Here is a 22,993-nt window from a genome sequence, read left to right as displayed (position 1 = left end):
GGCGGCTGGACACGATGGCCGCATGGCGAAGCGAGCCCGCCCCGGGTCCCAGGGGGCGCTCCGGGCCGCGAACGAGGCGCGGCTCGTGCAAGCGCTCCGCGGCGCGCCCGCGACGCAGTCCGAGCTCGCCGAGCGGACGGGGCTCGCCAACGCCACGGTCTCGAACATCGTCCGCGACCTCCGCGAGCGCGGCGCCGTGTCGACCTCGCCGACGGTGCGGCTCGGGCGGCGCGCGAGCCTCGTGACGCTCGAGCAGACCGGCGGGCCGACGGTCGTCGGCGTCGACTTCGGCCGGCAGCACGTGCGCATCGCGATCGCGGTCGACGGGGCGGGCGAGCTCGTCGAGGACGAGATCCCGCTCCCGCCCGGCCATCGCGCGGAGGAGAGCATCGCGGCCGCGGTCGGCCGGCTCGACGAGCTGCTGGCTGCCGCGAGCCTCGGGCGCGGCGACATCGCGGCGATCTGCGCGGGGGTGCCCGGTCCGATCGACTCCCGCACGGGCACCGTGCTCGGCCAGACGATCCTGCCGGAGTGGGAGGGCGTCGCCGCGAGCGACGTCGCCGAGGCCTTCGGGATGCCGGTCGAGCTCGTGAACGACGCGGATCTCGGCGCGATCGCAGAGCGCGCGTTCGGCCCGCACGGGCAGGTCGACGACCTCGTGTTCGTGAAGGTCGGCACCGGCATCGGCGCGGGACTCGTGCTCGGCGGGCGGCTGCATCGCAGCGCGATCGGCATCGCGGGCGAGCTCGGCCACGTGCAGGTCGAGCCGAACGGCGCGCTGTGCGTGTGCGGCAACCGCGGCTGCCTCGAGACGCTCGCCTCGGCGCGCGCGATGGCGCAATCGCTCTCGACCGCGCTCGGCACGCCCATCACGACCGCCGACATCGTGCGGCGGGCGATCGACGGCGACCCCGCCACTCGCCGCGTCATCGACGACGCCGGGGTCGCGATCGGCCGGGCGGTCGCGACGGCGGCGAGCCTGCTCGCGCCGTCCCTCGTCGTGGTCGGCGGCCCGATCGCCGAAGTCGGCGACCTGCTGCTGGGTCCCGTGCGCGAGAGCTTCCGGCGCTTCGCGCTCCACCCGCTCACCACCACGACGCGCATCGAGCGCACGTCGCTCGGGCGTCGTGCGGAAGCGCTCGGCGCGGTGACCCTCGCGGGGCGCAGCGCGGTCGACGATGCGTTCATCGGTGGATCGCGGGATGGGCGGATGCGTTCAATGGTTGACGTCAACGAGGTGCGCGCGTAGGTTGATCGGCGATCCCGCCGAGGGCGGCGGGATCGGGGGAAGGAGCCGACGGTGGCGGACCCGGTGATCCTGGAGATGCGGGGCATCACGAAGGAGTTCCCCGGCGTCCGCGCGCTCGAGGACGTGAGCCTCGAGGTGCGCAAGGGTCGCATCCACGCCATCTGCGGCGAGAACGGCGCAGGCAAGTCCACGCTCATGAAGGTGCTCTCGGGCGTCTACCCGCACGGCACCTTCGACGGCGAGATCGTCTACCAGGGCGAGCCGGTCGCCTTCGGCAGGATCAACGACTCCGAGCGCGCGGGCATCGTCATCATCCACCAGGAGCTCGCGCTCGTGCCGGAGCTGTCGATCGCCGAGAACATCTTCCTCGGCAACGAGCCGCGGAAAGGCGTCGCGATCGACTGGGACGCCGTGCACGTGCGCGCGACCGAGCTGCTCGCCCGCGTCGGCCTCGACGAGGATCCCGAGACGCCCATCAAGCACATCGGCGTGGGCAAGCAGCAGCTCGTCGAGATCGCGAAGGCGCTCGAGAAGGACGTCAGGCTGCTCATCCTCGACGAGCCGACCGCCGCGCTCAACGAGGCCGACTCGCAGCACTTGCTCGACCTCATCGTCGGGCTCAAGGGCAAGGGCGTGACGTCGATCATGATCTCCCACAAGCTGGGCGAGATCGAGCAGGTCGCCGACGCCATCACGATCATCCGCGACGGCCGGGTCGTCGAGACGCTCGACATCGAGCACGGCGCGGTCGACGAGGACCGCATCATCCGCGGCATGGTAGGGCGCACGCTCGGGCACCGCTTCCCCGAGCGCTCGGGCGCGGCCGGCGACGTCTTCTTCGAGGTGCGCGACTGGACGGTGCAGCATCCGCTCTCCGCCGAGCGGCTCGTCGCGAAGGGCTCGAGCTTCACCGTGCGGCGCGGCGAGATCGTGGGCTTCGCCGGCCTGATGGGCGCCGGCCGCACCGAGCTCGCGATGAGCCTCTTCGGCCGCCAGTACGGCACGTGGCTCGGCGGCGCGATCGTGAAGGACGGGCAGGAGATCCGCGTGCGCTCGGTGCCGGAGGCGATCGAGCACGGCATCGCGTACGTGAGCGAGGACCGGAAGGCGCTCGGGCTCAACCTGCTCGACACCATCAAGCGCTCGGTCGTCTCGGCGAAGCTCGGCAAGGTCTCGACCGCCGGCGTCGTCGACCCGATCCGCGAGCTGCACGCGGCGGAGGAGTACCTCAAGGCGCTGCGCATCAAGGCCCCCGACGTCGAGCAGGGCGTCGACACGCTCTCGGGCGGCAACCAGCAGAAGGTCGTGCTGTCGAAGTGGATGTTCACCGACCCCGACCTGCTCATCCTCGACGAGCCGACGCGCGGCATCGACGTGGGGGCGAAGAGCGAGATCTACCAGATCATCCGGCAGCTCGCCGATCAGGGGAAGGGCGTCATCCTCATCTCCTCCGAGCTGCCCGAGCTGCTCGGGCTCGCCGACCGGATCTACACCATCTTCGAGGGCCGGATCACGGGCGAGCTGCCCGCAGCGGAGGCCGACCAGGAGATGCTCATGCGCCGCATGGCGCCGACGAAGGGTGACTGACGGATGAGCGATGGGGCGACGCCGCGGCGCGGGTTCCTGGCCGAGGCGAGCATGCTGTTCGGCAAGAAGGGATCGCTGAAGGAGTTCGGCATCCTGGGCGCGCTCATCGTGATCGTGCTCGCGTTCCAGCTCGCGACGAACGGCACGACGCTCTCGTCGGGCAACGTCATCAACCTCGTCCAGTCGCAGTCGTACATCCTCATCCTCGCGATCGGGATGGTGATGGTCATCATCGCCGGCCACATCGACCTCTCGGTCGGCTCGGTCGCCGCGTTCGTGAGCGTCGTCGTCGCCATCTCGATGACCGATTGGGGCATCCCGTGGTGGTCGAGCATCCTGCTGGGCCTCGGGCTCGGGATCGCGATCGGCGCGTGGCAGGGCTTCTGGGTCGCGTTCGTAGGCGTGCCCGCCTTCATCGTCACGCTCGCGGGCATGCTCATGTTCCGCGGGCTCAACCAGCTCGTCGGCCAGTCGCGCGGCATCGGCGTCGACTCCGAGTTCGTCGCGCTGCTCGCGGGCTACCTGCCCGAGATCGGCCCGGACACCGGCTACAACAACCCCACGCTGCTGCTGGGCCTCATCGCGATCGTCGCGGTCGTCGTGCTCGAGCTGCGCCGCCGCGCCCGGCGGCAGAGCGTGGGCGCCGAGGTCGCACCCATGTGGGTGCTCGTCACCCGGCTCGTGCTCGTCGCCGGCGTCATCGTCGCGGCGACGTTGCTGTTCGCGAGCGGGCGCCCCGGCACGAGCTTCCCGCACTCGGGCATCCTGCTCGCGATCTTCGTGCTCGCCTACGGCTTCCTCACGCAGCGCACGACCCTCGGCCGCCACATCTACGCGGTCGGCGGCAACCGCCGGGCGGCCGAGCTCTCGGGCGTGCGCACGCGGTGGGTCGACTTCTTCGTGATGGCGAACATGTCGGTGCTCGCGGCGGTCGCGGGGATGCTGTGGATCGCGCGCTCGCAAGCGGCCGGCCCCGCCGACGGCACGGGCTGGGAGCTCGACGCGATCGCGGCCGTCTTCATCGGCGGCGCCGCGGTCGCGGGCGGCATCGGCACCGTCGCGGGCAGCATCATCGGCGGCCTCGTGATGGCGGTGCTCTCGAACGGCCTCTTCGCGATCGGCACGGGATCCGACTGGATCCAGGTCATCAAGGGCCTCGTGCTGCTCATCGCGGTCGCGATCGACGTGCTCAACAAGCGCCAGGGGCGCTTCTCCATCATCGGCCTGCTGCAGCGCGGGATGCGCGGCAGCCGCGCGGCCGATCCCGCTTGACCGAACCGACCCATCCGCACTGAAGGAGCAACCATGAGGAAGACCACCACGGTGGCGCTGGTCGGCATCGTCGCCGTCAGCGTCGCACTGACCGGCTGCGGCCGCGGCGACACCGGGAGCAGCAGCGCCGACCCGAGCGAGGGGGCGGCGGCTGAGGGCTTCGCCGCCGACGCGACGATCGGCGTCGCCCTGCCCGACCGCACGAGCGAGAACTGGGTGCTCGCGGGCGACCTGTTCACGAACGGCCTCGACGAGGCGGGCTTCGACGGCAACGTGCAGTACGCGGGCTCGTCGAACTCGGTCGGCGACCAGCAGCAGCAGATCCAGACGATGATCGACGGCGGCGCCGAGGTGATCGTGATCGGCGCGGCCGACACGAACCAGCTCGCGACGCAGCTGCAGGCGGCCGACGCCGCCGGCATCACCGTCATCGCCTACGACCGGCTCATCCAGAACAGCGAGCTCGTCGACTACTACGTCGCGTTCGACAACTTCCACGTCGGCGAGCTGCAGGCCGAGTCGCTGCTGCAGGGCCTCGAGGAGCGCTACGGCGACCAGGAGGCCTGGAACATCGAGCTGTTCTCGGGCTCGCCCGACGACTCCAACTCGGCGGTGTTCTTCGACGGCGCGATGAGCGTGCTGCAGCCGCGCATCGACGACGGCACGCTCACGGTCGTCTCGGGCCAGACGACGGTGCAGCAGACCTCGACCGAGGACTGGGCGGCGGAGAACGCGCAGAACCGCATGGACACGATCCTGCAGAGCTCCTACCAGGGGCAGGAGCTGCACGGCGTGCTCTCTCCGAACGACAACCTCGCGCGCGCGATCCTCACCTCGGTGCAGAACGACGGCCGCGAGGTGCCGGTCGTGACGGGCCAGGACTCGGAGGTCGAGTCGGTGCGCGCGATCGTCGCGGGCACGCAGTACTCCACCATCTACAAGGACACGCGCGCGCTCGTCGCCGCGACCATCGAGATGGTGCAGGCGCTGCAGGCCGGCGAGGAGCCGGAGACGACCGCGACGTCGGACAACGGCGCGATCGAGGTGCCCTCGAACCTGCTCGAGCCGGTGATCGTCACGCAGGCGAACGCGGCCGAGGCGTACGCCGACAACCCGGATCTCGCGCCCCTCACCGAGGGCTGAGCGACCGCGGCGGGCGGCTCCCTCGAGGGGCCGCCCGCCGCGCTGCGCTCGGGGCCGCCCGCATGCCGCCGTGGCCGCGCTCGCTAGGCTGGAGCGCCGACCTGGAGGAGCACATGCACTACGCCGAGTCCGTCCTCGAGACGATCGGGAACACCCCGCTCGTGCGCCTCTCGAGGGTCACCGAGGGCATCGCCGCGACCGTGCTCGCGAAGGTCGAGTTCCTCAACCCCGGCGGCTCGGTCAAGGACCGCATCGCGCAGGCGATGATCGAGGACGCCGAGGCGAAGGGCCTGCTGCGCCCCGGCGGCACGATCGTCGAGCCGACGAGCGGCAACACCGGCGTCGGCCTCGCGCTCGTCGCGCAGCAGAAGGGCTACCGCTGCGTCTTCGTGTGCCCCGACAAGGTCGCCGAGGACAAGCGGGCGACGCTGCGCGCGTACGGCGCCGAGGTCGTCGTGACGCCCACCTCGGTCGCGCCCGAGAGCCCCGAGTCGTACTACGGCGTCGCCAACCGCCTCACCGACGAGATCGAGGGCGCGTTCCAGCCCAACCAGTTCTTCAACCCCGCGGCGCCGGCCGCGCACGAGGCGTCCACCGGCCCCGAGATCTGGCGCGACACCGACGGCCGCGTCACGCACTTCGTCGCGGGCGTCGGCACGGGCGGCACGATCACCGGCTCGGCCCGGTTCCTCAAGCGCGCCTCCGACGGCGCCGTCCGCATCGTCGGCGCCGACCCCGAGGGCTCCATCTACTCCGGCGGCACGGGCCGGCCGTACCTCGTCGAGGGCGTCGGCGAGGACATGTGGCCCGGCAACTACGACCCGAGCGTCGTCGACGAGGTGATCGCGATCGGCGATGCCGAGGCGTTCGCGATGACGCGCCGCCTCGCGCGCGAGGAGGGCCTGCTCGCCGGCGGCTCGAGCGGCATGGCGGTCGCGGCGGCCCTGCGGGTCGCGCGCGGGCTGCCCGCCGACGCGGTCGTCGTCGTGCTGCTGCCCGACTCGGGCCGGGGCTACCTGCAGAAGCTCTACTCCGACTCGTGGATGCGGTCCCACGGCTTCGCGGACGCGGAGGGCGGGCCGACGGTGCGCGACGTGCTCGCGAGCAGCGGCGCCGAGCCCGCGACCATCCCGCACGTGCGCCCGGACGACACGGTGCGCGACGCGATCGAGCGGATGCGCGCGCTCGGCGTGCACCAGCTGCCCGTGCTCCGCGCCGAGCCGCCCGTCGTGCTCGGCGAGGTGGCCGGCGCAGTCGACGAGCGCGCGCTCCTCGACGCGGTCGTCGCCGAGCGGGCGAGCCTCGCCGACCCCGTCGCGCAGCACCTCGGCCCGCGGCTGCCGCAGATCGGCATCGCCGAGTCGGTGGAGGCGCTCCGCGCCGCCCTGCGCGACGCCGACGCCCTCCTCGTGCTCGACGCCGCGAAGCCCGCCGGCGTCGTCACCCGCTCCGACCTGCTCGCCCACCTCGCGAAGGACGCCTGACATGACCGACGACCGACTCGCATCCCACGGCTTCTCGACCCGGGCCATCCACGAGGGGCAGTCCTTCGACCCCCGCACGGGCGCGGTCATCCCGCCCATCTTCATGACCTCGACGTTCGTGCAGGACGGCGTCGGCGGGTTCCGCGACGGCTACGAGTACTCGCGCGGCGGCAACCCGAGCCGCGACGCGCTGCAGCAGCAGCTCGCGAGCCTCGAGCGCGGCAGCCACGCGTTCGCGTTCGGCTCGGGCCTCGCCGCCGAGGACGCGGTGCTCCGCGCGGTGCTCCAGCCGGGCGACCACGTGCTCATGGGCAACGACGTCTACGGCGGCACGCACCGCCTCGTCTCGCAGATCCACTCCCGCTGGGGCGTCGAGATCTCGACCGCCGACGCATCCGACCTCGACGCCGTGCGGGCGGGCCTGCGGCCGAACACGAAGATCCTGTGGGTCGAGACGCCCTCGAACCCGCTCATGAAGGTCGCCGACATCGCGGGGCTCGCCGAGCTCGGCCACGCGGCCGGGGCGATCGTCGTCGCCGACAACACCTTCGCGACGCCCTACCTGCAGCAGCCGCTCGCGCTCGGCGCCGACGTCGTCGTGCACTCGACGACCAAGTACATCGGCGGCCACTCCGACCTCGTCGGCGGCGCGGTCATCACGGCGGATGCGTCGCTCGCCGAGCGCATCGGCTTCCAGCAGTTCGCGGTCGGGGCCGTCAACAGCCCGTTCGACGCGTGGCTCACGAGCCGCTCGCTCAAGACGCTCGCCGTCCGGGTCGAGCGGCACTGCCAGAACGCGCAGGCCGTCGCCGAGTCGCTCGTCGGGCACAAGGGCGTCACCGCGGTGCACTACCCGGGCCTCGTCGACCACCCGCAGCACGAGCTCGCCAGCCGGCAGATGCGCGGCTTCGGCGGCATGGTGTCGCTGCAGCTCGCGGGCGGGAAGGCCGCGGCGCTCGAGCTCGTGCGGCACACCGAGGTGTTCCAGCTCGCGGAGTCGCTCGGCGGCATCGAGTCGCTCGTCTGCTACCCCTCGGAGATGACCCACGCATCCGTCAAGGGCACCGAGCTCGCCGTGCCGGAGGACCTGCTGCGGCTCTCGGTCGGGCTCGAGGACGCGGACGACCTCGTCGCCGACCTGCAGCAGGCGCTCGCGAAGCTGGCGTAGCGGGAGGCGCGCGCTCCGTACACGGTGACCGGGGCCCGGGACGGGCCCCGGCGCTGGCGTCGCGCGGAGGCCCGAAAGGGCCTCCGCATTAGCTCCAGCGCGCTACTCGAGCGCGGTGCCGCGCCGCTCGGGCAGCGTCCACGCGGCGATCGCGGCGAGCGCGAACGCCGCCGCGAACACCGCGAACAGCAGCAGCGGGCCGCCGAGGCCGAGCAGCGGCGGCACCGCGAGCGGCGCGATGATCGAGGCGATGCGGCCGAAGCCCGCCGCGGCCCCCGTGCCGGTGCCGCGCACGTTCGTGGGGTAGAGCTCGGGTCCGATCGCGTAGAGCGCGCCCCACGCGCCGAGGTTGCAGAACGACAGCGCGCAGCCGGCGGCGATGATCGCGCCCTCCGTCGACGCGGTGCCGAACCACGCCGCGGCGAGCGCCGAGCCCGCGAGGAACGCGGTGAGCGTCGGCCGCCGGCCCCAGCGCTCGATGAGGAACGCCGCCGTCGCGTAGCCGGGCAGCTGCGCGAGCGTGATGATGAGCGTGAACCCGAACGAGCGCACGAGCGGGAAGCCCTGCTCGACGAGCAGCGACGGGATCCAGATGAACGCGCCGTAGTACGAGAAGTTGATGCAGAACCACACCGCCCACAGCGCGATCGTGCGGCGGCGGAGCGCGGGCGACCAGATCGAGACGCGATCGGCGTCGGCGACCGTGCCCCGGGGATCCGGAGCCGTCGGCTCGGACCGTGCCGACGCATCCGTCGTCTCGTCCTCGACCGGCGCGGCGACACCCGCCGATCGCTCGAAGCGCCGCACCGTGCGCTCGGCCTCGGGGATGCGCCCGCGGGCCTCGAGGTAGCGCACCGACTCGGGCATGCCCCAGCGCACGACGATCGAGAAGACGGCCGGCGCCATGCCGATCGCGAGCCCCCAGCGCCAGCCGTCGTCGGCGGCGCCGACGACGAACGTGCCGATGACCGCGGCGGCGATCCAGCCGAGCGCCCAGAACGCCTCGAGCCAGACGACGACGCGACCGCGGATGCGCTTGGGCGCGAACTCGCTGATGAGCGTCGAGGCGACCGGCAGCTCGGCGCCGAGGCCGAGCCCGACGACGAAGCGCAGCGCGAGAAGGGCCGCGAGCGAGCCGACGAGCGCCGAGGCGCCGGTCGCGAGCCCGTAGACGAGGAGCGTGAGCGCGAAGACGCTGCGGCGGCCGATGCGGTCGGCGAGCAGGCCGCCGACCGTCGCGCCGATCGCCATGCCGACGAACCCGATCGAGGCGATCCAGCTCGACTCGGTCGCCGTGAGGCTCCACTGCTGCGCGAGCGCCGCGATGACGAACGAGATGAGGCCGACGTCCATCGCGTCGAGCGCCCAGCCGATGCCGCTCGTGCCGAGCAGCCGGCCGTGGGCGCGCGAGAACGGCAGGCGGTCGAGCCGCTCGGAGCGGCTGAGGCCTTCGGCGGTCGGGAGGGTCACGGCGATCGCTCTCGTCTGCGGCGCACGGTCGCCGGTCGGCACCACGATAGTGCGAGCGCGCGGCTCGCGCGGCTAGCGTGGCGGCATGAGCGAGCAGCTGCGGATCCCCGACGACGTCGAGCACGCCGAGGTCATCGGCTTCGTCGAGATGACGACGGATGCGCTGTGGCCGCTCTGGACGACGGCCGCCGGCCTCGAGCGCTGGTGGTGGCCGATGTTCGACGACACGCGCTACGAGGTCGACGGCCGCGAGGGCGGCTCGTACCGGATCCAGACGGGCGAGGGCGGCTTCGGCGTGCAGGGGCGCTTCCTGCAGCTCGACGAGGGCGAGCGCATCGCGCAGTCGTGGATCTGGCTCTCGGGCGACGACCAGGGCGCGCGGGAGGAGCTCGTCACGATCGACTTCACCGAGGTCGAGGGCGGCGTGCGGATCGTCGTGCGGCAGACCGCGCCGATCGATGAGGTCGAGGACTTCCAGCAGGGATGGCAGGACTGCCTGACGCGGCTCGAGGAGCTCGTCGACGACTGAGCCGCGCCACGTCGGGACGCGCGGCGGGCTCGCGCCGCCGCGACGGCATGGCTCGCGCGGATCGCGACGAGGGCGGCCGGGAGCAGCGCTCCGAGGGTGGCCATGAGCGCAGGTCGTTCGTTCGGCTAATCAGGCGTAGGCTGGGGAACGATCCCGATCTGAAGAGGAACCGCATGCTGCTCGCCATCGTCAACGCCCAGGTCGTGCCCGTCGAGGGCCAGGAATTCGCGGGCACGGTGCTCGTGCGCGACGGTCGGATCGCTGAGCTCGGCGCCGACGTCGCGGTGCCCGAGGGAGCGACCGTCATCGACGCGGACGGCGCGCAGGTGACGCCCGGTCTCATCGACGCGCACGTGCACCTCGGCGTGCATCCCGAGGGCGACGGGCCGACGGGGAGCGACACGAACGAGATGACGAACCCGAACACCGCGGGCGTGCGCACGATCGACGCGATCGACCCCTTCGACGAGGGCTTCGACCTCGCGCTCGCGGGCGGTGTGACGACCGTGAACGTCAACCCGGGCTCCGGCAACCCCATCGGCGGCCAGGCCACGACGCTCCACACGCACGGCCGCATCGTCGACCACATGGTGCTGCGCGAGCCGGCGGGCCTCAAGAGCGCGCTCGGCGAGAACCCCAAGCGCGTGTACGGCGACAAGAAGCAGACGCCCTCGACCAGGCTCGGCACCGCGAAGATCATCCGCGACGCATTCGTCGCCGCGCAGAACTACCAGCGCAAGCACAACGACGTCGACGCCGGCGCGACCGCCGAGGTCGACCTCACGATGGAGGCGCTCGGCAAGGTGCTGCGCCGCGAGATCCCGTGGCGCCAGCACGCGCACCGCGCCGACGACATCGTCACGGCGCTGCGCCTGCAGGCCGAGTTCGGCTACGACCTCATCATCGACCACGGCACCGAGGCGCACGTGGTCGCCGATCTGCTCGCCGAGCGCGGTGTGCCCGTGCTCATCGGGCCGCTCTTCACGACGAAGTCGAAGATGGAGCTGCGCAAGCGCTCGATCGCGAACCCCGGCAAGCTCGCGAAGGCGGGCGTCGAGCTCTCGATCATCACCGACCACCCGGTCATCCCGATCTCATTCCTCGTCCACCAGGCATCCCTCGCCGTCCGTGAGGGCCTCGACCGCGAGACCGCGCTGCGCGCGATCACGATCAACCCCGCGAAGGCGCTCGGCGTCGCGCACGAGGTCGGCTCGATCGAGGTCGGCAAGCGCGCCGACCTCGTCGTGTGGGGCGGCGACTGGATGGACCCGATGGCCCGCCCGCGGACCGTGCTCATCGACGGCCGCGTCGTCTTCGAGCACGACGCCGCGACCGGCGAGGAGCGCGTCGCCCCGCGCGACGAGGTGCCGCTGGCGCTGCCCGCCGCGTGACGGGCGCGCCCGGGGAGCCCATGAGCCCGGGCCGGCGCTTCCGGGTGCTGCTCGTGCTCGGGCTGCTCGCCGGGCTCGGGCCCTTCACGATCGACCTCTACCTGCCGGCGTTCCCGGCCGTGAAGGACACGTTCGCGACGACGGATGCGGTGGTGCAGCTCACGCTGTCGGCCACGACGCTCGGCTTCGCGCTCGGGCAGCTCGTGATGGGGCCGCTCTCCGATCGCATCGGGCGCCGGGTGCCGCTGCTCGCCGCGACGAGCGTGCACGCCGTCGCGAGCGTCGGCGTCGCGATCGCACCCGACATCGCCACGCTGCTCGCGCTGCGCGTCGTGCAGGGGTTCGGGGCCGCGGCGGGCACCGCGGTCGCGATCGCGATGGTGCGCGATCTCTTCGGCGGCCGACGGCTCACGACCGCCCTGTCGCGGCTCGCGCTCGTCATCGGCATCGCGCCGATCGCGGCGCCCGTCATCGGCTCGTGGCTCATGGGGGTGCTGGAGTGGCGAGGGCTGTTCTGGGTGCTCGCGGCGTACGCGGTCGTCGTCATCGGGCTCCAGCTGCTCGTGTTGCGCGAGACGCTGCCCGCCCACTTGCGGCAGCCGAGCGGCCGGGTGCCGCTGCGAGCGCAGTACCGCGCCGTGCTGACCGACCGCGTCTTCGTCGGTGTCGCGATCATCGGCGCGAGCATCTTCGGCGGCATGTTCGCCTACCTCTCGACCTCGTCGCTCCTGCTGCAGGAGGTCTACGGGTTCACGCCGGGCGAGTTCGGCCTCGTGTTCGCCATCTGCTCGGTCGCGGTGCTGTGCGGCACGCAGTCCGCGGCGGCGGCCGCGAACCGCTGGGGCGCCCAGTGGGTGCTCGCCGTGTCGACGGCGCTGCTCATCGTCGGCGCAACGCTCATCGTCGTGCTCGATCTCGCCGGCGCCGGAGTGCCGGGCCTCGTGCCGCCGCTCGCGCTGTTCGCGCTCGCCTTCGGGCTCTCGATGCCGTGCGTGCAGACGCTCGCGCTCGCGAACCACGGTCGCGAGGCGGGCACCGCTGCATCGCTGCTCGGTGCGCTCAACATGTCGATCGCGGGACTCGTGAGCCCCGTCGTCGGGCTCTTCCGCGTCGAGAGCGCGGTGCCGATGGGGGTCATCATGCTCGCGTGCGGCGTGCTCGCGACCCTGTCGCTGTGGCTCGTCGTGCGGCCGCGGCAGGTGCCGCCCGTCGAGTGACGCGTCGCCGTACCGGGACAGGGATCGCGGCGGCCTGCGTGCAAGGATGGGCCGCATGAGCGACGAGCTGGCGCAAGCGCAAGCGGCACTCGAGGCAGCGCGCAAGGCGCAGGCCGAGGCCGAGGCGCGCATCGCCGCGCTCGAGGCGGCGCGCCAGCGCGCGAGCGACGACGACCCGGCTCGCGAGCGTCCGCTCGACGAGGCCGCGGTCGAGGCGGTTCGCGCCGGCTACGCGTTCGACGGCCCCGCGCTCGAGCTCGGCGCGCTCGTCAACGGCGACCCGGACCCGGAAGCCAAGGTGCGCATCCCCCTCTCGATGCTCAACCGCCACGGGCTCATCGCCGGCGCGACGGGCACGGGGAAGACGAAGACGCTGCAGGTGCTCGCCGAGCAGCTCTCGGCCGCGGGCGTGCCGGTGTTCGCCGCCGACATCAAGGGCGACCTCTCGGGAGTCGCGCAGCCCGGGGAGTCGGACAGCGCACTGCTCGCGCGCACCGCGGGCATCGGCCAGGCCTGGGAGCCGACCGCGTTCCCGGTCGAGTACTTCGCCCTCGGCGGGCGAGGCGTCGGCGTGCCCATCCGCGCGACCGTGCTGTCGTTCGGGCCCACGCTGCTCGCGAAGGTGCTGGGCCTCAACGCGACGCAGGAGTCGAGCCTCGCGATCGTGTTCGCGTACGCCGACGAGCAGCAGCTGCCGCTGCTCGACCTCGAGGACCTGCGCGAGCTGCTGCTGTGGCTCACGGGCGACGGCAAGCCCGAGCTGCGGAGGCTCGGGGGCGTCTCGACCCAGACGGCGGGCGTCATCCTGCGGGAGGTCACCGCCTTCAGCGAGCAGGGCGCCGACGTGTTCTTCGGCGAGCCGGAGTTCGACCCGCAGGACCTGCTGCGCACGAGCGCCGACGGTCGCGGCATCATCAGCCTGCTCGAGCTGCCGAGCGTCGCGAGCCAGCCGGCGCTGTTCTCGACCTTCCTCATGTGGCTGCTCGCCGACCTGTTCGAGGAGCTGCCGGAAGTGGGCGACCTCGACAAGCCGAAGCTCGTCTTCTTCTTCGACGAGGCGCACCTGCTGTTCCGGGATGCGTCGAAGGACTTCCTCGCCGCCATCACCCAGACCGTGCGGCTCATCCGCTCGAAGGGCGTGGGCATCGTCTTCGTCACGCAGTCGCCGAAAGACCTGCCCGCCGACGTGCTCGCGCAGCTCGGCTCGCGCGTGCAGCACCAGCTGCGCGCGCACACGCCCGACGACGCGAAGGCGCTGCGCGCCGCGGTGCGCACCTACCCGACGAGCGGCTACGACCTCGAGCAGGTGCTCACGAGCCTCGGCACCGGGGAGGCCGTCGTCACCGTGATGGGCGAGCGCGGCGCGCCGACGCCCGTCGCCTGGACGCGGATGCGCGCGCCGCAGGGATCGATGGACCCGACGCCGGAGTCGGTGATGCGGGAAGCGGTCGCGTCGTCGAGCCTGCTCGCGCGCTACGGCACCGCCGTCGACCGCGAGTCGGCACGGGAGATGCTGCAGGCGCGGCTGCGGAGCGCCGAGGAGGCCGAGCGGCGCGCGCGCGAGCGCGCCGAGGCCGAGGAGGAGGCCGCGCGCCTCGAGCGCGAGGCGGCATCGCACCGCGGTCGCTCGAGCGATCGCGGGGGCAGCCCGATCACCGACTTCATCGGTTCGCGCACCGGTCAGACCATCCTCCGCGAGATCGTGCGCGGCGTCCTGGGCAACCGGCGCCGGTGAGCGCGCCGCGGGCCGCCGCGGAGCCGGACTTCGACGCTCCGCAGACCAGCAGGCTGCAGGCCCACTACGCCCTGCTCGCCGCGACGGTCCTGCTCGTCATGGGGATCGCCGACCCCAGGGTGTGGTCGAGCCCGTGGGCGTGGACGGCCGTCGGCATCCTCACGATCGCGACGATCATCGCGCTGATCGCGACACGGCTGCCCGGCCAGCCCGGTTGGCCGCGATTCGTCGTACCGATGCTCGATCTCGTCGCGAGCGCGGTGCTGCTCGTCGACGCGAGCGCGCCTCGCACCCTCGCGCTGCTCGCGGTGCTCCCGGCGTTCTGGATCGGCATCGTGGCGGGCAGGCGCGGCATCGCGATCGTCGCGGGCGTGAGCGCGGTGATCGCGGCGATCCTCGGCGTGCACCTGGCCGGTACGACGGGCACGCTCCTGACGGCCAACGCGGTCGGCACCGTGCTCATCCCCGCGTCCCTCCTCGCCGCCGCCTGGTCGGCCCACTACTACTCGCGCCTCCTCGGGCGGCAGCAGCGCGCGCTGCTCGAGCGCGAGCGCGAGCGCACCGAGATCGCTCGGAAGGCGGCAGCCGACGCGACGCTCATCGACGCCGTCTTCGAGACCGCGCGCATCGGCCTCATGCTGCTCGACCCCGAGGGTCGCATCGAGCGCGTCAACCCGACGCTGCGCGAGCATCCCGCGATCGCCGGGGAGTCGGTCGCAACGATGCTCGACGGCGTCCGCTTCCTCGAGATCGACACCCGCCGACGCATCCGCCACTCGCGGACGCCCTTCGTGCGCGCCGCGCGGGGCGAGGCCTTCGACAACGTCGACTGCTGGATCAGCCGGCCGGGCCACGACCTGGTCGCGATCCGGCTGTCGTCTCGACCCATCACGATCGACGGCGAGTTCCGTGGCTCGATCGCCTCGATCGACGACGTCACCGCCTACATGCGCATGCTCGAGGATCGCGACGACTTCGTCGCGCTCGTCTCGCACGAGCTGCGCACGCCGCTCACGTCGATCGCCGGCTACCTCGAGATCGCGCTCGACGAGGAGCTGCCCGACGACCTCCGCTCGTGGCTCGAGACCGCGCAGCGCAACTCCAACCGGCTGCGCGCGCTCGTCGAGGACCTGCTCGTCGTCGGCGAGATGAGCCGCGGCGAGGTGCAGCTCCAGTCGACGGAGGTCGACCTGCGTGCGCTCGCCATCGACGCCGTCGCCCTCCTCGAGCACCGCGCGCGGCGGAAGCGGGTCTCGCTGCGGCTCGTCGACGGGCCCGCCGTCGTGGTCGAGGGGGACACACGACGGCTCAGCCAGGTGATCGAGAACCTGGTCTCCAACGGCATCAAGTACACGCACGACGACGGGGACGTCGAGGTGCGGGTGGAGATCGATGGGTTGGATGCCGTGGTCTCGGTGCGCGACGACGGTCCGGGCGTGCGGCCGGATGAGGTCGCGCGCGTCTTCGAGCGCTTCTACCGATCGAGCTCGGCCCGGGAGTCGCAGCTGCCCGGCGCGGGGCTCGGGCTCTGGATCTGCCGCATGATCGTGCACGCCCACGGCGGCTCGATCGACTTCTCGAGCGAGCTCGGCGTCGGCTCAGTCGCCTCGTTCCGCTTGCCCCGGGGTGCTTGAGCCGCTCGCCGTCGCGCCGGCGAAGCCGGTGCGGGTCATCTCGCCCCACACCTGCTTGCGGCCGGTGAGCGCGGCCCACCAGCCCTGGATGCGCCAGATCGCGGTCAGCTGGCGGTAGCCGATGCTCTCGGCGAGCACCGCCCAGAGCACGGCGGCCAGGTCGCGCCAGCGCTCGTAGCGGTGGAAGCTCGCCTCCTCGACGACGACCGCGGCGAGCGTCACGATCGTCCCGTAGCCGTACGAGACGAGCAGCAGGAGCAGCGCGGCGACCGGGTCGACCGCGCCGACGAGCAGGCCGAGCACGACGATGACGATGCCGACGAGCTCGATGAGCGGCGCGAGCAGCTCGAAGAGCCAATAGTAGGGGAGTGCCAGCATGCCCACGCGGCCGTAGCGCGGGTTGAGCAGCATGCCGCGGAACTTCCACAGCACCTCCCACAGCCCGCGGTGCCACCGGCGGCGCTGGCGCGCGAGCACCCTGAGGGTGGACGGCGCCTCGGTCCAGCTCACCGGCTCGGCGACGAACCGCACGCGCGCGTCGCGGTGGCCGTCGCGGATCCAGCGCTGGATGCGCATGACGAGCTCGAAGTCCTCGCCGATCGAATCGGGGTCGAGGCCGCCGAGCTCGACGAGCACGTCGCGGCGGAACATGCCGAACGCGCCCGAGATGAGGATGAGCGCGTTCAGGTCCGACCACGCGGTGCGGCCGAGCAGGAACGCGCGCAGGTACTCCACCACCTGGATGCGCGTGATGAGCTGCTTCGGCATCCGGAGCTCGACGATGCGACCGCCGAGCACGCGCGAGTTGTTGACGATGCGCACGACGCCGCCCGTCGCGACGACGCGGTCGGGGTCGTCGGCGAACGGCTTCGAGACCGACAGCAGCGCGTCGGGCTCGAGGATCGAGTCGGCGTCGACCATGACGACGAGCTCCTTGCTCGCGAGGTCGAGGGCCGCGTTCACGGAGTCGGAGCGGCCCGAGTTCTCCTTGTCGACGACGACGAGCGGCACGGCTCCCTCCGGCGCGCGCCAGACGCCGCGCAGCCGCCCGCGCACCGGGATCCGGCCGGGCAGGTCGCGGTCGTCCTCGACGAGTGCGAACTCCTCCTTGAGCAGCTGCATCGTCTCATCGGCGCTCCCGTCGTTGACGACGATCACCTCGTGGTCGGGGTAGCGCAGGTCGAGCATCGAGCGCACGCTCGTGAGGATGACGGCGCCCTCGTTGTAGGCCGGCACGATGACGGTGACGCCGAGGCTGACGGGCGACCCGGCCATCGCGTCCTCGCCGCGGTGCTCGCTGCGGCGCAAGTAGCGCGCGAAGTGGCGAGAAGCCACGAGGATGAGCACGAGCATCGAGGTGTTCGCGACGATGAAGTAGATCGCCGACGGCCACGCGAGCACCGCGAAGATGGCCTCGAGCGCGTCGTGGAGCCAGCTCATGCCGCGGCCTCCCGTCGCCGCAGTCCTGCGGCTCGGCGCACGCCGGGCTCTGCGCCGTCGAGCACGTCGAGGGCCGACGCGCTCCACGCGGGCGGCATCGAGGCGATCGTGCGCGCCGCCGCCTCACCGGTCGTGCCGCCCGCGAGCGCGATTCCGACGAGCGGCTCGAGCGCCTCGCGCACGGGCATCCGCTCGAGCGAGCGCATCGCGGCGAGCCGCACCGACTCGTGGTCATCCTGCAGCAGCGCGACGAGCTCGTCGGCCGACCCCGGCACCTGCAGCAGCCCGGCGATGCGCGCGGCCCCGCGGCGGATGCCGGCGTCCGGGTCGCGCAGCGCGAGGCGTACGCGGTCGCTTGCGGCCCCGCCCTGCTGCAGCAGTGCCGTGGCGGCGACGGTCGAGGGCACGCCGCTGTCCTCCGCGAGAGCGCGGACGACGCGCGCGACGGCAGCCTCGTGCTCGAACTCGCCGAGCGCGCGCACCGCCACGGTCCGCACCTCCGGGTCCCGGTCCTCCGCGAGCGCGAGCAGCAGCTCGAGGGCGCCCTCCGGCGCGAGCCGTCCCAGCGCCTCCGCGGCGTCGGCGCGGCGGACCGCGCTCCGGTGGCGCGCGGCGGCCGTGACGCGGGGCGCGAGCCCCGAGGCTGCCGCGACCTGGCGCAAGCGGTCCGCGGCCTCGCCCGTCACATCCCGGAGCATCATGAAGACGGAGCGGCCGATGTGGGCACGGTCGGCGTCGTCGAGGCCGCGCACGCGATCGAGCAGGGCCGGGAGCTCGTCGTCCTCGGCGATCGTCGACTCGAGCACGAGCCGGCGGTGGATGGCGTCGAGCTCGGCGCGCCGGCGCTCGCGCCGGCGGCGGGTCGTGCGCTGCGCGAGCAGGGTGACGAGCATCGCGAGCGTCGCGAGCGCGGCGGCCAGCAGCAGCAGCCGCAGCAGCTCCGGCGGCAGCAGCTCGCTCATCCCAGCGCGGCGGTGACGCGCGCGAGCAGGGCCCGCGGGCTGAACGGCTTCGTGACGTAGTGGTCGGCACCGGCCGCGAAGCCGGCTTCGATGTCCTTCTCCTGCCCGCGCGCGGTGAGCAGGATGACGGGCGTCTCGACGCCCCGGTCGCGCAGCGTGCGGAGCACGTCGATCCCCGACATGCCGGGCATCATGACGTCGAGGACGATGACGTCCCAGCCGCCCTCCATGCCGGCTTCGAGCGCTTGCGCACCGTCCGCCCGAGTGACGACGTCGTGGCCGGCGGACTCCAGCTTGATCGCGACGAGGTCGCGGATGTCGCGATCGTCGTCGACCACGAGGATGCGGCCGCTCACCGGGCCGCCCTCCCGCGGAGTGCTCGCGGCTGACAGCTCTCGCTCATGGTGCTCCATCGTGACAAGTCGAGGTGGCCGGGGCCGATGCCTCAAACCTACACGGAACGCAAGTTGGAACGAGGATGGGGCGGGCGCGCAGCCCGCCCCATCGACCGGCGGAGGATAGGGGATTCGAACCCCTGAGGGCTTGCACCCAACACGCTTTCCAAGCGTGCGCCATAGGCCACTAGGCGAATCCTCCCGGCGACCGCGAACGGTCAACCCTGCGATCCTACCCGAGACGGCGAAGGGGGCGAGGACCTCGGTCCCCGCCCCCTCCGTTCATCGACCCGCTACGGGCAGATGGCGTACTCCGCGACCTCGGCCGAGAGCGTCGCCTCGCCGCCGAGCAGGGTCACCGGCGGCTGACCCAGCCGCAGGCTCTCCGTCACGACGGACGAGTCGATGCACGTGGCGTGGGCCAGGTAGAGCGGCGAGCCCTCGGCGGCCGCGAGCGCCGAGGCGCTCAGGGCATCCGGGAACTTCACGCCGCTGGCGATGAACATGCGCGGCACGGGGCCGTCGAACATCGCGCGGTTCACCTGCACCGCGGCCTGATAGCGGTCGGCGCCCGAGAAGCGCTGCACCCACAGGCCCGCGTTGTCGAAGGCGAGCTCGATGCCGTTCGACATCGATGCCGTGCCGCCCATGAGGTACACGTTCCCGGCACCGAGGCCCTCGAGCGCGGTGAGCGTCGCGGCGTCAGCCGTCGGCGCAACGCCGTCCACGAGGATCATCGGGGCGTCGACGCTCGCCGCAGCAGGGCCTGCCGAGAGCGCGTCCGAGAACACCCGGCCGGTCGCCACGAAGGCCGACTCGGCACCGTCCGCGAACGCGTACGCGGCCAGGTTGCGGCTCACCTCGTAGCGGTCCGCGCCGCCGACCCGGTCGACGGTTCCCGCGAGGCCCTGGAGCGTGTCGAGCACGGCGGCCGAGACCGACTGCTCGCCGCCGACGACGACGATGCGCTCGGGCGCCAGGCGCTCGATCTCATCGACGACGTCCGAGCGCAGCGATGCGCCCTGCGTCAGGAGCAGCGGTCCACCCTCGCGCGCGGCCGCCGGACCGGCAGCGAGCCCGTCCGGGAACTTCTCGCCGCTCGCGACGTACACGACCTCGGCTCCCTCGGGGTAGCCCTCCTGCGCGACGGTGATCGCGACCTCGTAGCGGTCTGCACCGTCGAGGCGGTCGGGCGTCGGCATGGTCACATCACCGGTCGTCACGCGGACGATCGTGCGCACGTCGGTGCCGCCGTAGCCGACGACGCCGAGGTACTGGGAGTCGACCGCGAGGCCGTTCCACTTGGCGGTGTAGGTCGCCGACTCGCCGCGCTCGCCCGCGATCGCCGCCGGCTCCGTGCGGAACGAGCCCTGCTGCTGTCCCGCGCTGACGCCGACGTGGTCGAGCGAGAACGCAGTCGCACCCTGCTCACCGGTCGCGTACGCGTCGACGAGTGCCACGTAGTTCCCGGGCGTCGGCGACTCGAGGAGGAGCTCCTCGTCCGCCGAGCCGGTCCCAGCCGTGAACTGCTCGACGAACTGCCCGGCTGCGTTGAGGCGCAGCACATACAGGTCGAAGTCGGCCGTGTCATCCGCGACGTCGAGCGAGAAGTAGTGCACGAGCTCGCCGGCAGGGATCGAGAAGGGGTAGAACTCCCCGTCGCCCTGCTCGTAGGTGTCGGACGCCAGCTGCGAGAACGGCGCGAGGCCGTTGGCCGCGAGGGGGATCGACCCGTCGACGCCGGAGACGACCGTGACGGGCGTCTCGCCGACCGTGCCGGTGCCCTCGACCCACTCGGGGGCCGCCACGGCGACCGGCTGCACCGCGATGGGCGACCGGACCGTGTGCTCCGAGCTCGCCCAGGTCAGGAAACCGGTCGACCACTGGGCGACAGGTGCCGTCGTGACCTCGAACGAGACCTGGAACGTCGCCGTCTGGCCCGCCTCGGTGAACGAGAGCGTCGACGGCGTGACCGTCACCTCGACTCCGGGGACGTCGGCGATCGACGCCTCGTACTCGCCGGGCTCCAGCGCGGTCACCGTGCGGGTGACCGTCTGCGAGGCCGCGAGCGAGCCGATCGCGATCGACGCGATGTTGACGTCGCTCGGGTCGATCGGGCTGCCCACCCACTCGTCCGGGAGCACGTAGCCGAGGCCGCGCAGGTACCCGAACCAGTCGGCGGTGCCGTTCTGGTAGATGAGGCCCGGGTCGAGCATCGACTGCGTGTTCACGAAGCCGGCGCCCTGCGCCCACGGGTCGGTCGAGACGGCGCCCTCGGCGGTGACCACGTCGGTCGCCGTCGTCATGAGCGCCGACTTGATCTCAGCGGGCGTCGCCTCCGGCTTCGCGCCGAGGTAGATCGCCGCGAGGCCCGCGACGTGCGGAGCCGCCATCGACGTGCCCGAGAGGAACGAGAACGTCGGCTCGCCGTCCTCCGGGTTCGCGGTCGCGGCGATGATGCCGACGCCCGGCGCCGAGATGTCGGGCTTCAGGACGTCGCTGCCGTCGGCCACTGCCGGGCCGCGCGAGGAGAACCCTGCAATGACCGGAGCCGGCGTCTCGATGCCCGAGCTGTTGCCGTCCACGAGCGAGATGACCGTGTCGGGCGTCTGCGCGGCGGCAAGCAGCTCATCGCGGTACTGCGCGTCGGCGTGCACGGTCGGCACCGCGTGGTCGTCGAGGTCGATCGAGCCCGGCGTCACGTTGACGAGCACGGCGCCGATGCCGCCGGCGTCGGCGACGACCTGCGACTTCTCGGCGCGAGCGTTCTCACCGCGGTCGCAGAGCACGATCGTGTCGGTGCCCTCCGGGATGCGCGTGGCGTCGAGCGAACCCGGCAGGCACAGCGCGGCCTGCGCTTGGGTGCTGCCAGCGGCGGGGATGTCACCCGCGTAGATGAACTCGCCCGTCACCGGCTCGGCGTCCTCGCCCATCGGCACGGTGATCGACGCACCGGGGATGCGCTCGTCGCCGGGCAGGATGATGGTCGCCTCGTAGTTCGGGACGGTCGTGGCCGCCACGGTCGTGTACCAGGGCGAGGCGTGGTCGAGCGTCGAAGCGCCCGGTCCGGCGTTGCCCGCCGAGGCCGAGACGAACACACCGGCCGCAGCCGCGCCGAGGAACGCGATGTCCGTCGGCGTCGCCACCGACGTGGCGGCCCCGCCGCCGATCGAGTAGTTGATGACGTCGACGCCGTCGATCGTCGCCTGCTCGATCGCCTGGAGCGAGTCGCTCGTCGCGCAGCCGTCGTCGGTCGTCACCGAGGGGTCAGGGCCGCTCCAGCAGACCTTGTACGCGGCGATGCGCGCCTGGGGAGCGACGCCACTCATCGTGCCGAGGTCGGCGCCACCGGCCGAGCTGATCGCGACATGGGCGTTGCCGGCCGCCGTGGAGGCGGTGTGCGAGCCGTGCCCGTCGCCGTCGCGCGGCGACACGTACTCGCCGGTCGACGCGTCGCCGAGGTCTGCCTGGCCGAAGCCCTCGACGTAGTAGCGAGCCGAGACGATCTTCGTCGAGCAGTCGTCAGCCGAGAACTGCTCGCCCTCCTGGCAGTAGCCGGTGAAGGTCGAGCCGTCACCCTTCTCGAAGACGATCGTGTCGCCGTCGCGGTACGGCTCGGCACCGGGAGTCGTGCCGAGCGGATCGCCCGCGAAGAGCGGGTTCTCGGGCGCGATGCCCGTGTCGAGGATGCCGACGACGACACCGGCGCCCGCTCCCTCCTCGCCGCCGACCTCGGCCTGGTTCCAGAGGTCCTCGAGCTGCAGGTAGTCGTTCGCGGGGCTCTGCGTGACCTGGAGGATCTCGTCGGGGAAGATCTGCGAGACGCGGCCGTCGCGGGCGAGCTCAAGGGCCTGGTCGGCACTCAGGTCGGCGATGAAGCCGTTCATGGTGACCGTCAGGCTCGCGTCGATGTCGGCGCCGATCGCGCTCGCGACCTGCTGCTGGGTCGACTCGAGGTGCGCGGCGTAGGCGTTCGCGGCGGGGGAGTCGACGTCGATGCTTCGGGTGCCGACGGGCGCCGTGCGCGCGAGGCCCTGCAGGCCGCCGCGGTACGTGGCCATCGAATCGTCCTTCAGGACGACGATGTAGCGGCCGCTCTCGAAGCCGCTCGTGTCGATCGATGGTGGTTGAGGCGCGGCACCCGCCGCGGCTGCACCAAGCACCGACGCCCCCGCGCTGAGCGCGAGGGCGGTGGTGAGTGCGATGCCACGGCGAAGGCGCACACGCTTCGAGTTGAGTGTGCTCACAGAGTGATCCTTCGTTCAGGACGAAGCCCCCGACGTTGGGGGCGGATGCGGTCAAACCTAAGCCGCCGCA

The 22,993-nt window shown here is 72.4% G+C and carries 16 protein-coding genes and 1 tRNA gene; 11 read left to right on the top strand and 6 right to left on the bottom strand.

Annotated elements, in window-relative coordinates:
* Positions 1–22 precede the first annotated feature (22 nt).
* From JQT67_RS09075 to JQT67_RS09050, 6 genes are all read left to right on the top strand, one after another.
* Positions 23–1,249, top strand: coding sequence for an ROK family transcriptional regulator (locus JQT67_RS09075; protein ID WP_208064391.1), 1,227 nt, complete (start codon positions 23–25; stop codon positions 1,247–1,249).
* Between the two features lie 75 nt (positions 1,250–1,324).
* The gene (mmsA, locus tag JQT67_RS09070) at positions 1,325–2,836 is read left to right on the top strand and encodes a multiple monosaccharide ABC transporter ATP-binding protein (protein WP_208064526.1); all 1,512 of its coding nucleotides are present in this window, start codon (positions 1,325–1,327) and stop codon (positions 2,834–2,836) included.
* Positions 2,837–2,872: 36 nt separating this feature from the next.
* Positions 2,873–4,108: a multiple monosaccharide ABC transporter permease gene (mmsB, locus tag JQT67_RS09065; protein WP_374222128.1), complete on the top strand. Its 1,236-nt coding sequence runs from the start codon at positions 2,873–2,875 to the stop codon at positions 4,106–4,108.
* 33 nt (positions 4,109–4,141) lie between these two features.
* A complete protein-coding gene (locus tag JQT67_RS09060) occupies positions 4,142–5,251 on the top strand; it encodes a sugar-binding protein (protein WP_031223326.1) in 1,110 nt (369 codons plus the stop codon).
* A 113-nt stretch (positions 5,252–5,364) separates the two neighbouring features.
* Positions 5,365–6,735, top strand: coding sequence for a cystathionine beta-synthase (locus tag JQT67_RS09055; RefSeq protein WP_208064390.1), 1,371 nt, complete (start codon positions 5,365–5,367; stop codon positions 6,733–6,735).
* 1 nt (position 6,736) lies between these two features.
* The gene (locus JQT67_RS09050; RefSeq protein ID WP_208064389.1) at positions 6,737–7,903 is read left to right on the top strand and encodes a cystathionine gamma-synthase; all 1,167 of its coding nucleotides are present in this window, start codon (positions 6,737–6,739) and stop codon (positions 7,901–7,903) included.
* A gap of 102 nt (positions 7,904–8,005) precedes the next feature.
* Here JQT67_RS09050 and JQT67_RS09045 read toward each other — a convergent pair whose 3' ends face one another.
* The gene (locus tag JQT67_RS09045) at positions 8,006–9,373 is read right to left on the bottom strand and encodes an MFS transporter (protein WP_307864284.1); all 1,368 of its coding nucleotides are present in this window, start codon (positions 9,371–9,373) and stop codon (positions 8,006–8,008) included.
* A gap of 85 nt (positions 9,374–9,458) precedes the next feature.
* Here JQT67_RS09045 and JQT67_RS09040 point away from each other — a divergent pair, with 85 nt between their 5' ends.
* From JQT67_RS09040 to JQT67_RS13765, 5 genes are all read left to right on the top strand, one after another.
* Entirely contained in the window at positions 9,459–9,902 is a 444-nt protein-coding gene (locus tag JQT67_RS09040) for an SRPBCC domain-containing protein (protein WP_208064388.1), read from the top strand.
* A gap of 173 nt (positions 9,903–10,075) precedes the next feature.
* Complete coding sequence (locus JQT67_RS09035) at positions 10,076–11,293, top strand: amidohydrolase (protein ID WP_208064387.1); 1,218 nt, start codon at positions 10,076–10,078, stop codon at positions 11,291–11,293.
* A gap of 20 nt (positions 11,294–11,313) precedes the next feature.
* Entirely contained in the window at positions 11,314–12,510 is a 1,197-nt protein-coding gene (locus JQT67_RS09030; RefSeq protein WP_031223327.1) for a multidrug effflux MFS transporter, read from the top strand.
* 55 nt (positions 12,511–12,565) lie between these two features.
* Positions 12,566–14,245 carry a helicase HerA-like domain-containing protein gene (locus JQT67_RS09025; protein WP_243755867.1) on the top strand — a complete coding sequence of 560 codons (1,680 nt, stop codon included), beginning with the start codon at positions 12,566–12,568 and terminating at the stop codon, positions 14,243–14,245.
* Positions 14,242–15,879, top strand: a complete 1,638-nt coding sequence (locus tag JQT67_RS13765) for an ATP-binding protein (RefSeq protein ID WP_208064385.1) — start codon at positions 14,242–14,244, stop codon at positions 15,877–15,879. Before JQT67_RS09025 ends, JQT67_RS13765 begins: the two co-directional genes overlap by 4 nt.
* On the opposite strand, the gene JQT67_RS09015 is transcribed toward JQT67_RS13765, so the two are convergent.
* The 5 genes from JQT67_RS09015 to JQT67_RS08995 form a co-directional block, all read right to left on the bottom strand.
* Positions 15,844–17,319 carry a glycosyltransferase gene (locus JQT67_RS09015; protein WP_208064384.1) on the bottom strand — a complete coding sequence of 492 codons (1,476 nt, stop codon included), beginning with the start codon at positions 17,317–17,319 and terminating at the stop codon, positions 15,844–15,846. The genes JQT67_RS13765 and JQT67_RS09015 overlap by 36 nt on opposite strands.
* Positions 17,316–18,281 carry a HEAT repeat domain-containing protein gene (locus JQT67_RS09010; RefSeq protein ID WP_208064383.1) on the bottom strand — a complete coding sequence of 322 codons (966 nt, stop codon included), beginning with the start codon at positions 18,279–18,281 and terminating at the stop codon, positions 17,316–17,318. The genes JQT67_RS09015 and JQT67_RS09010 overlap by 4 nt, the downstream gene beginning before the upstream one ends.
* Positions 18,278–18,637, bottom strand: a complete 360-nt coding sequence (locus JQT67_RS09005) for a response regulator (protein WP_307864283.1) — start codon at positions 18,635–18,637, stop codon at positions 18,278–18,280. Before JQT67_RS09005 ends, JQT67_RS09010 begins: the two co-directional genes overlap by 4 nt.
* A gap of 156 nt (positions 18,638–18,793) precedes the next feature.
* Positions 18,794–18,878, bottom strand: a tRNA-Ser gene (locus tag JQT67_RS09000).
* 91 nt (positions 18,879–18,969) lie between these two features.
* Positions 18,970–22,899, bottom strand: coding sequence for a cell wall-binding repeat-containing protein (locus JQT67_RS08995; RefSeq protein ID WP_374222127.1), 3,930 nt, complete (start codon positions 22,897–22,899; stop codon positions 18,970–18,972).
* Positions 22,900–22,993: the final 94 nt, after the last annotated feature.

It is taken from the genome of Agrococcus sp. TF02-05 (assembly GCF_017565345.1).
GTDB lineage: Bacteria > Actinomycetota > Actinomycetes > Actinomycetales > Microbacteriaceae > Agrococcus > Agrococcus pavilionensis.
The sequence above is the reverse complement of the archived record's forward strand: the minus strand, read 5'-3'. Positions and strand labels throughout refer to the sequence as shown.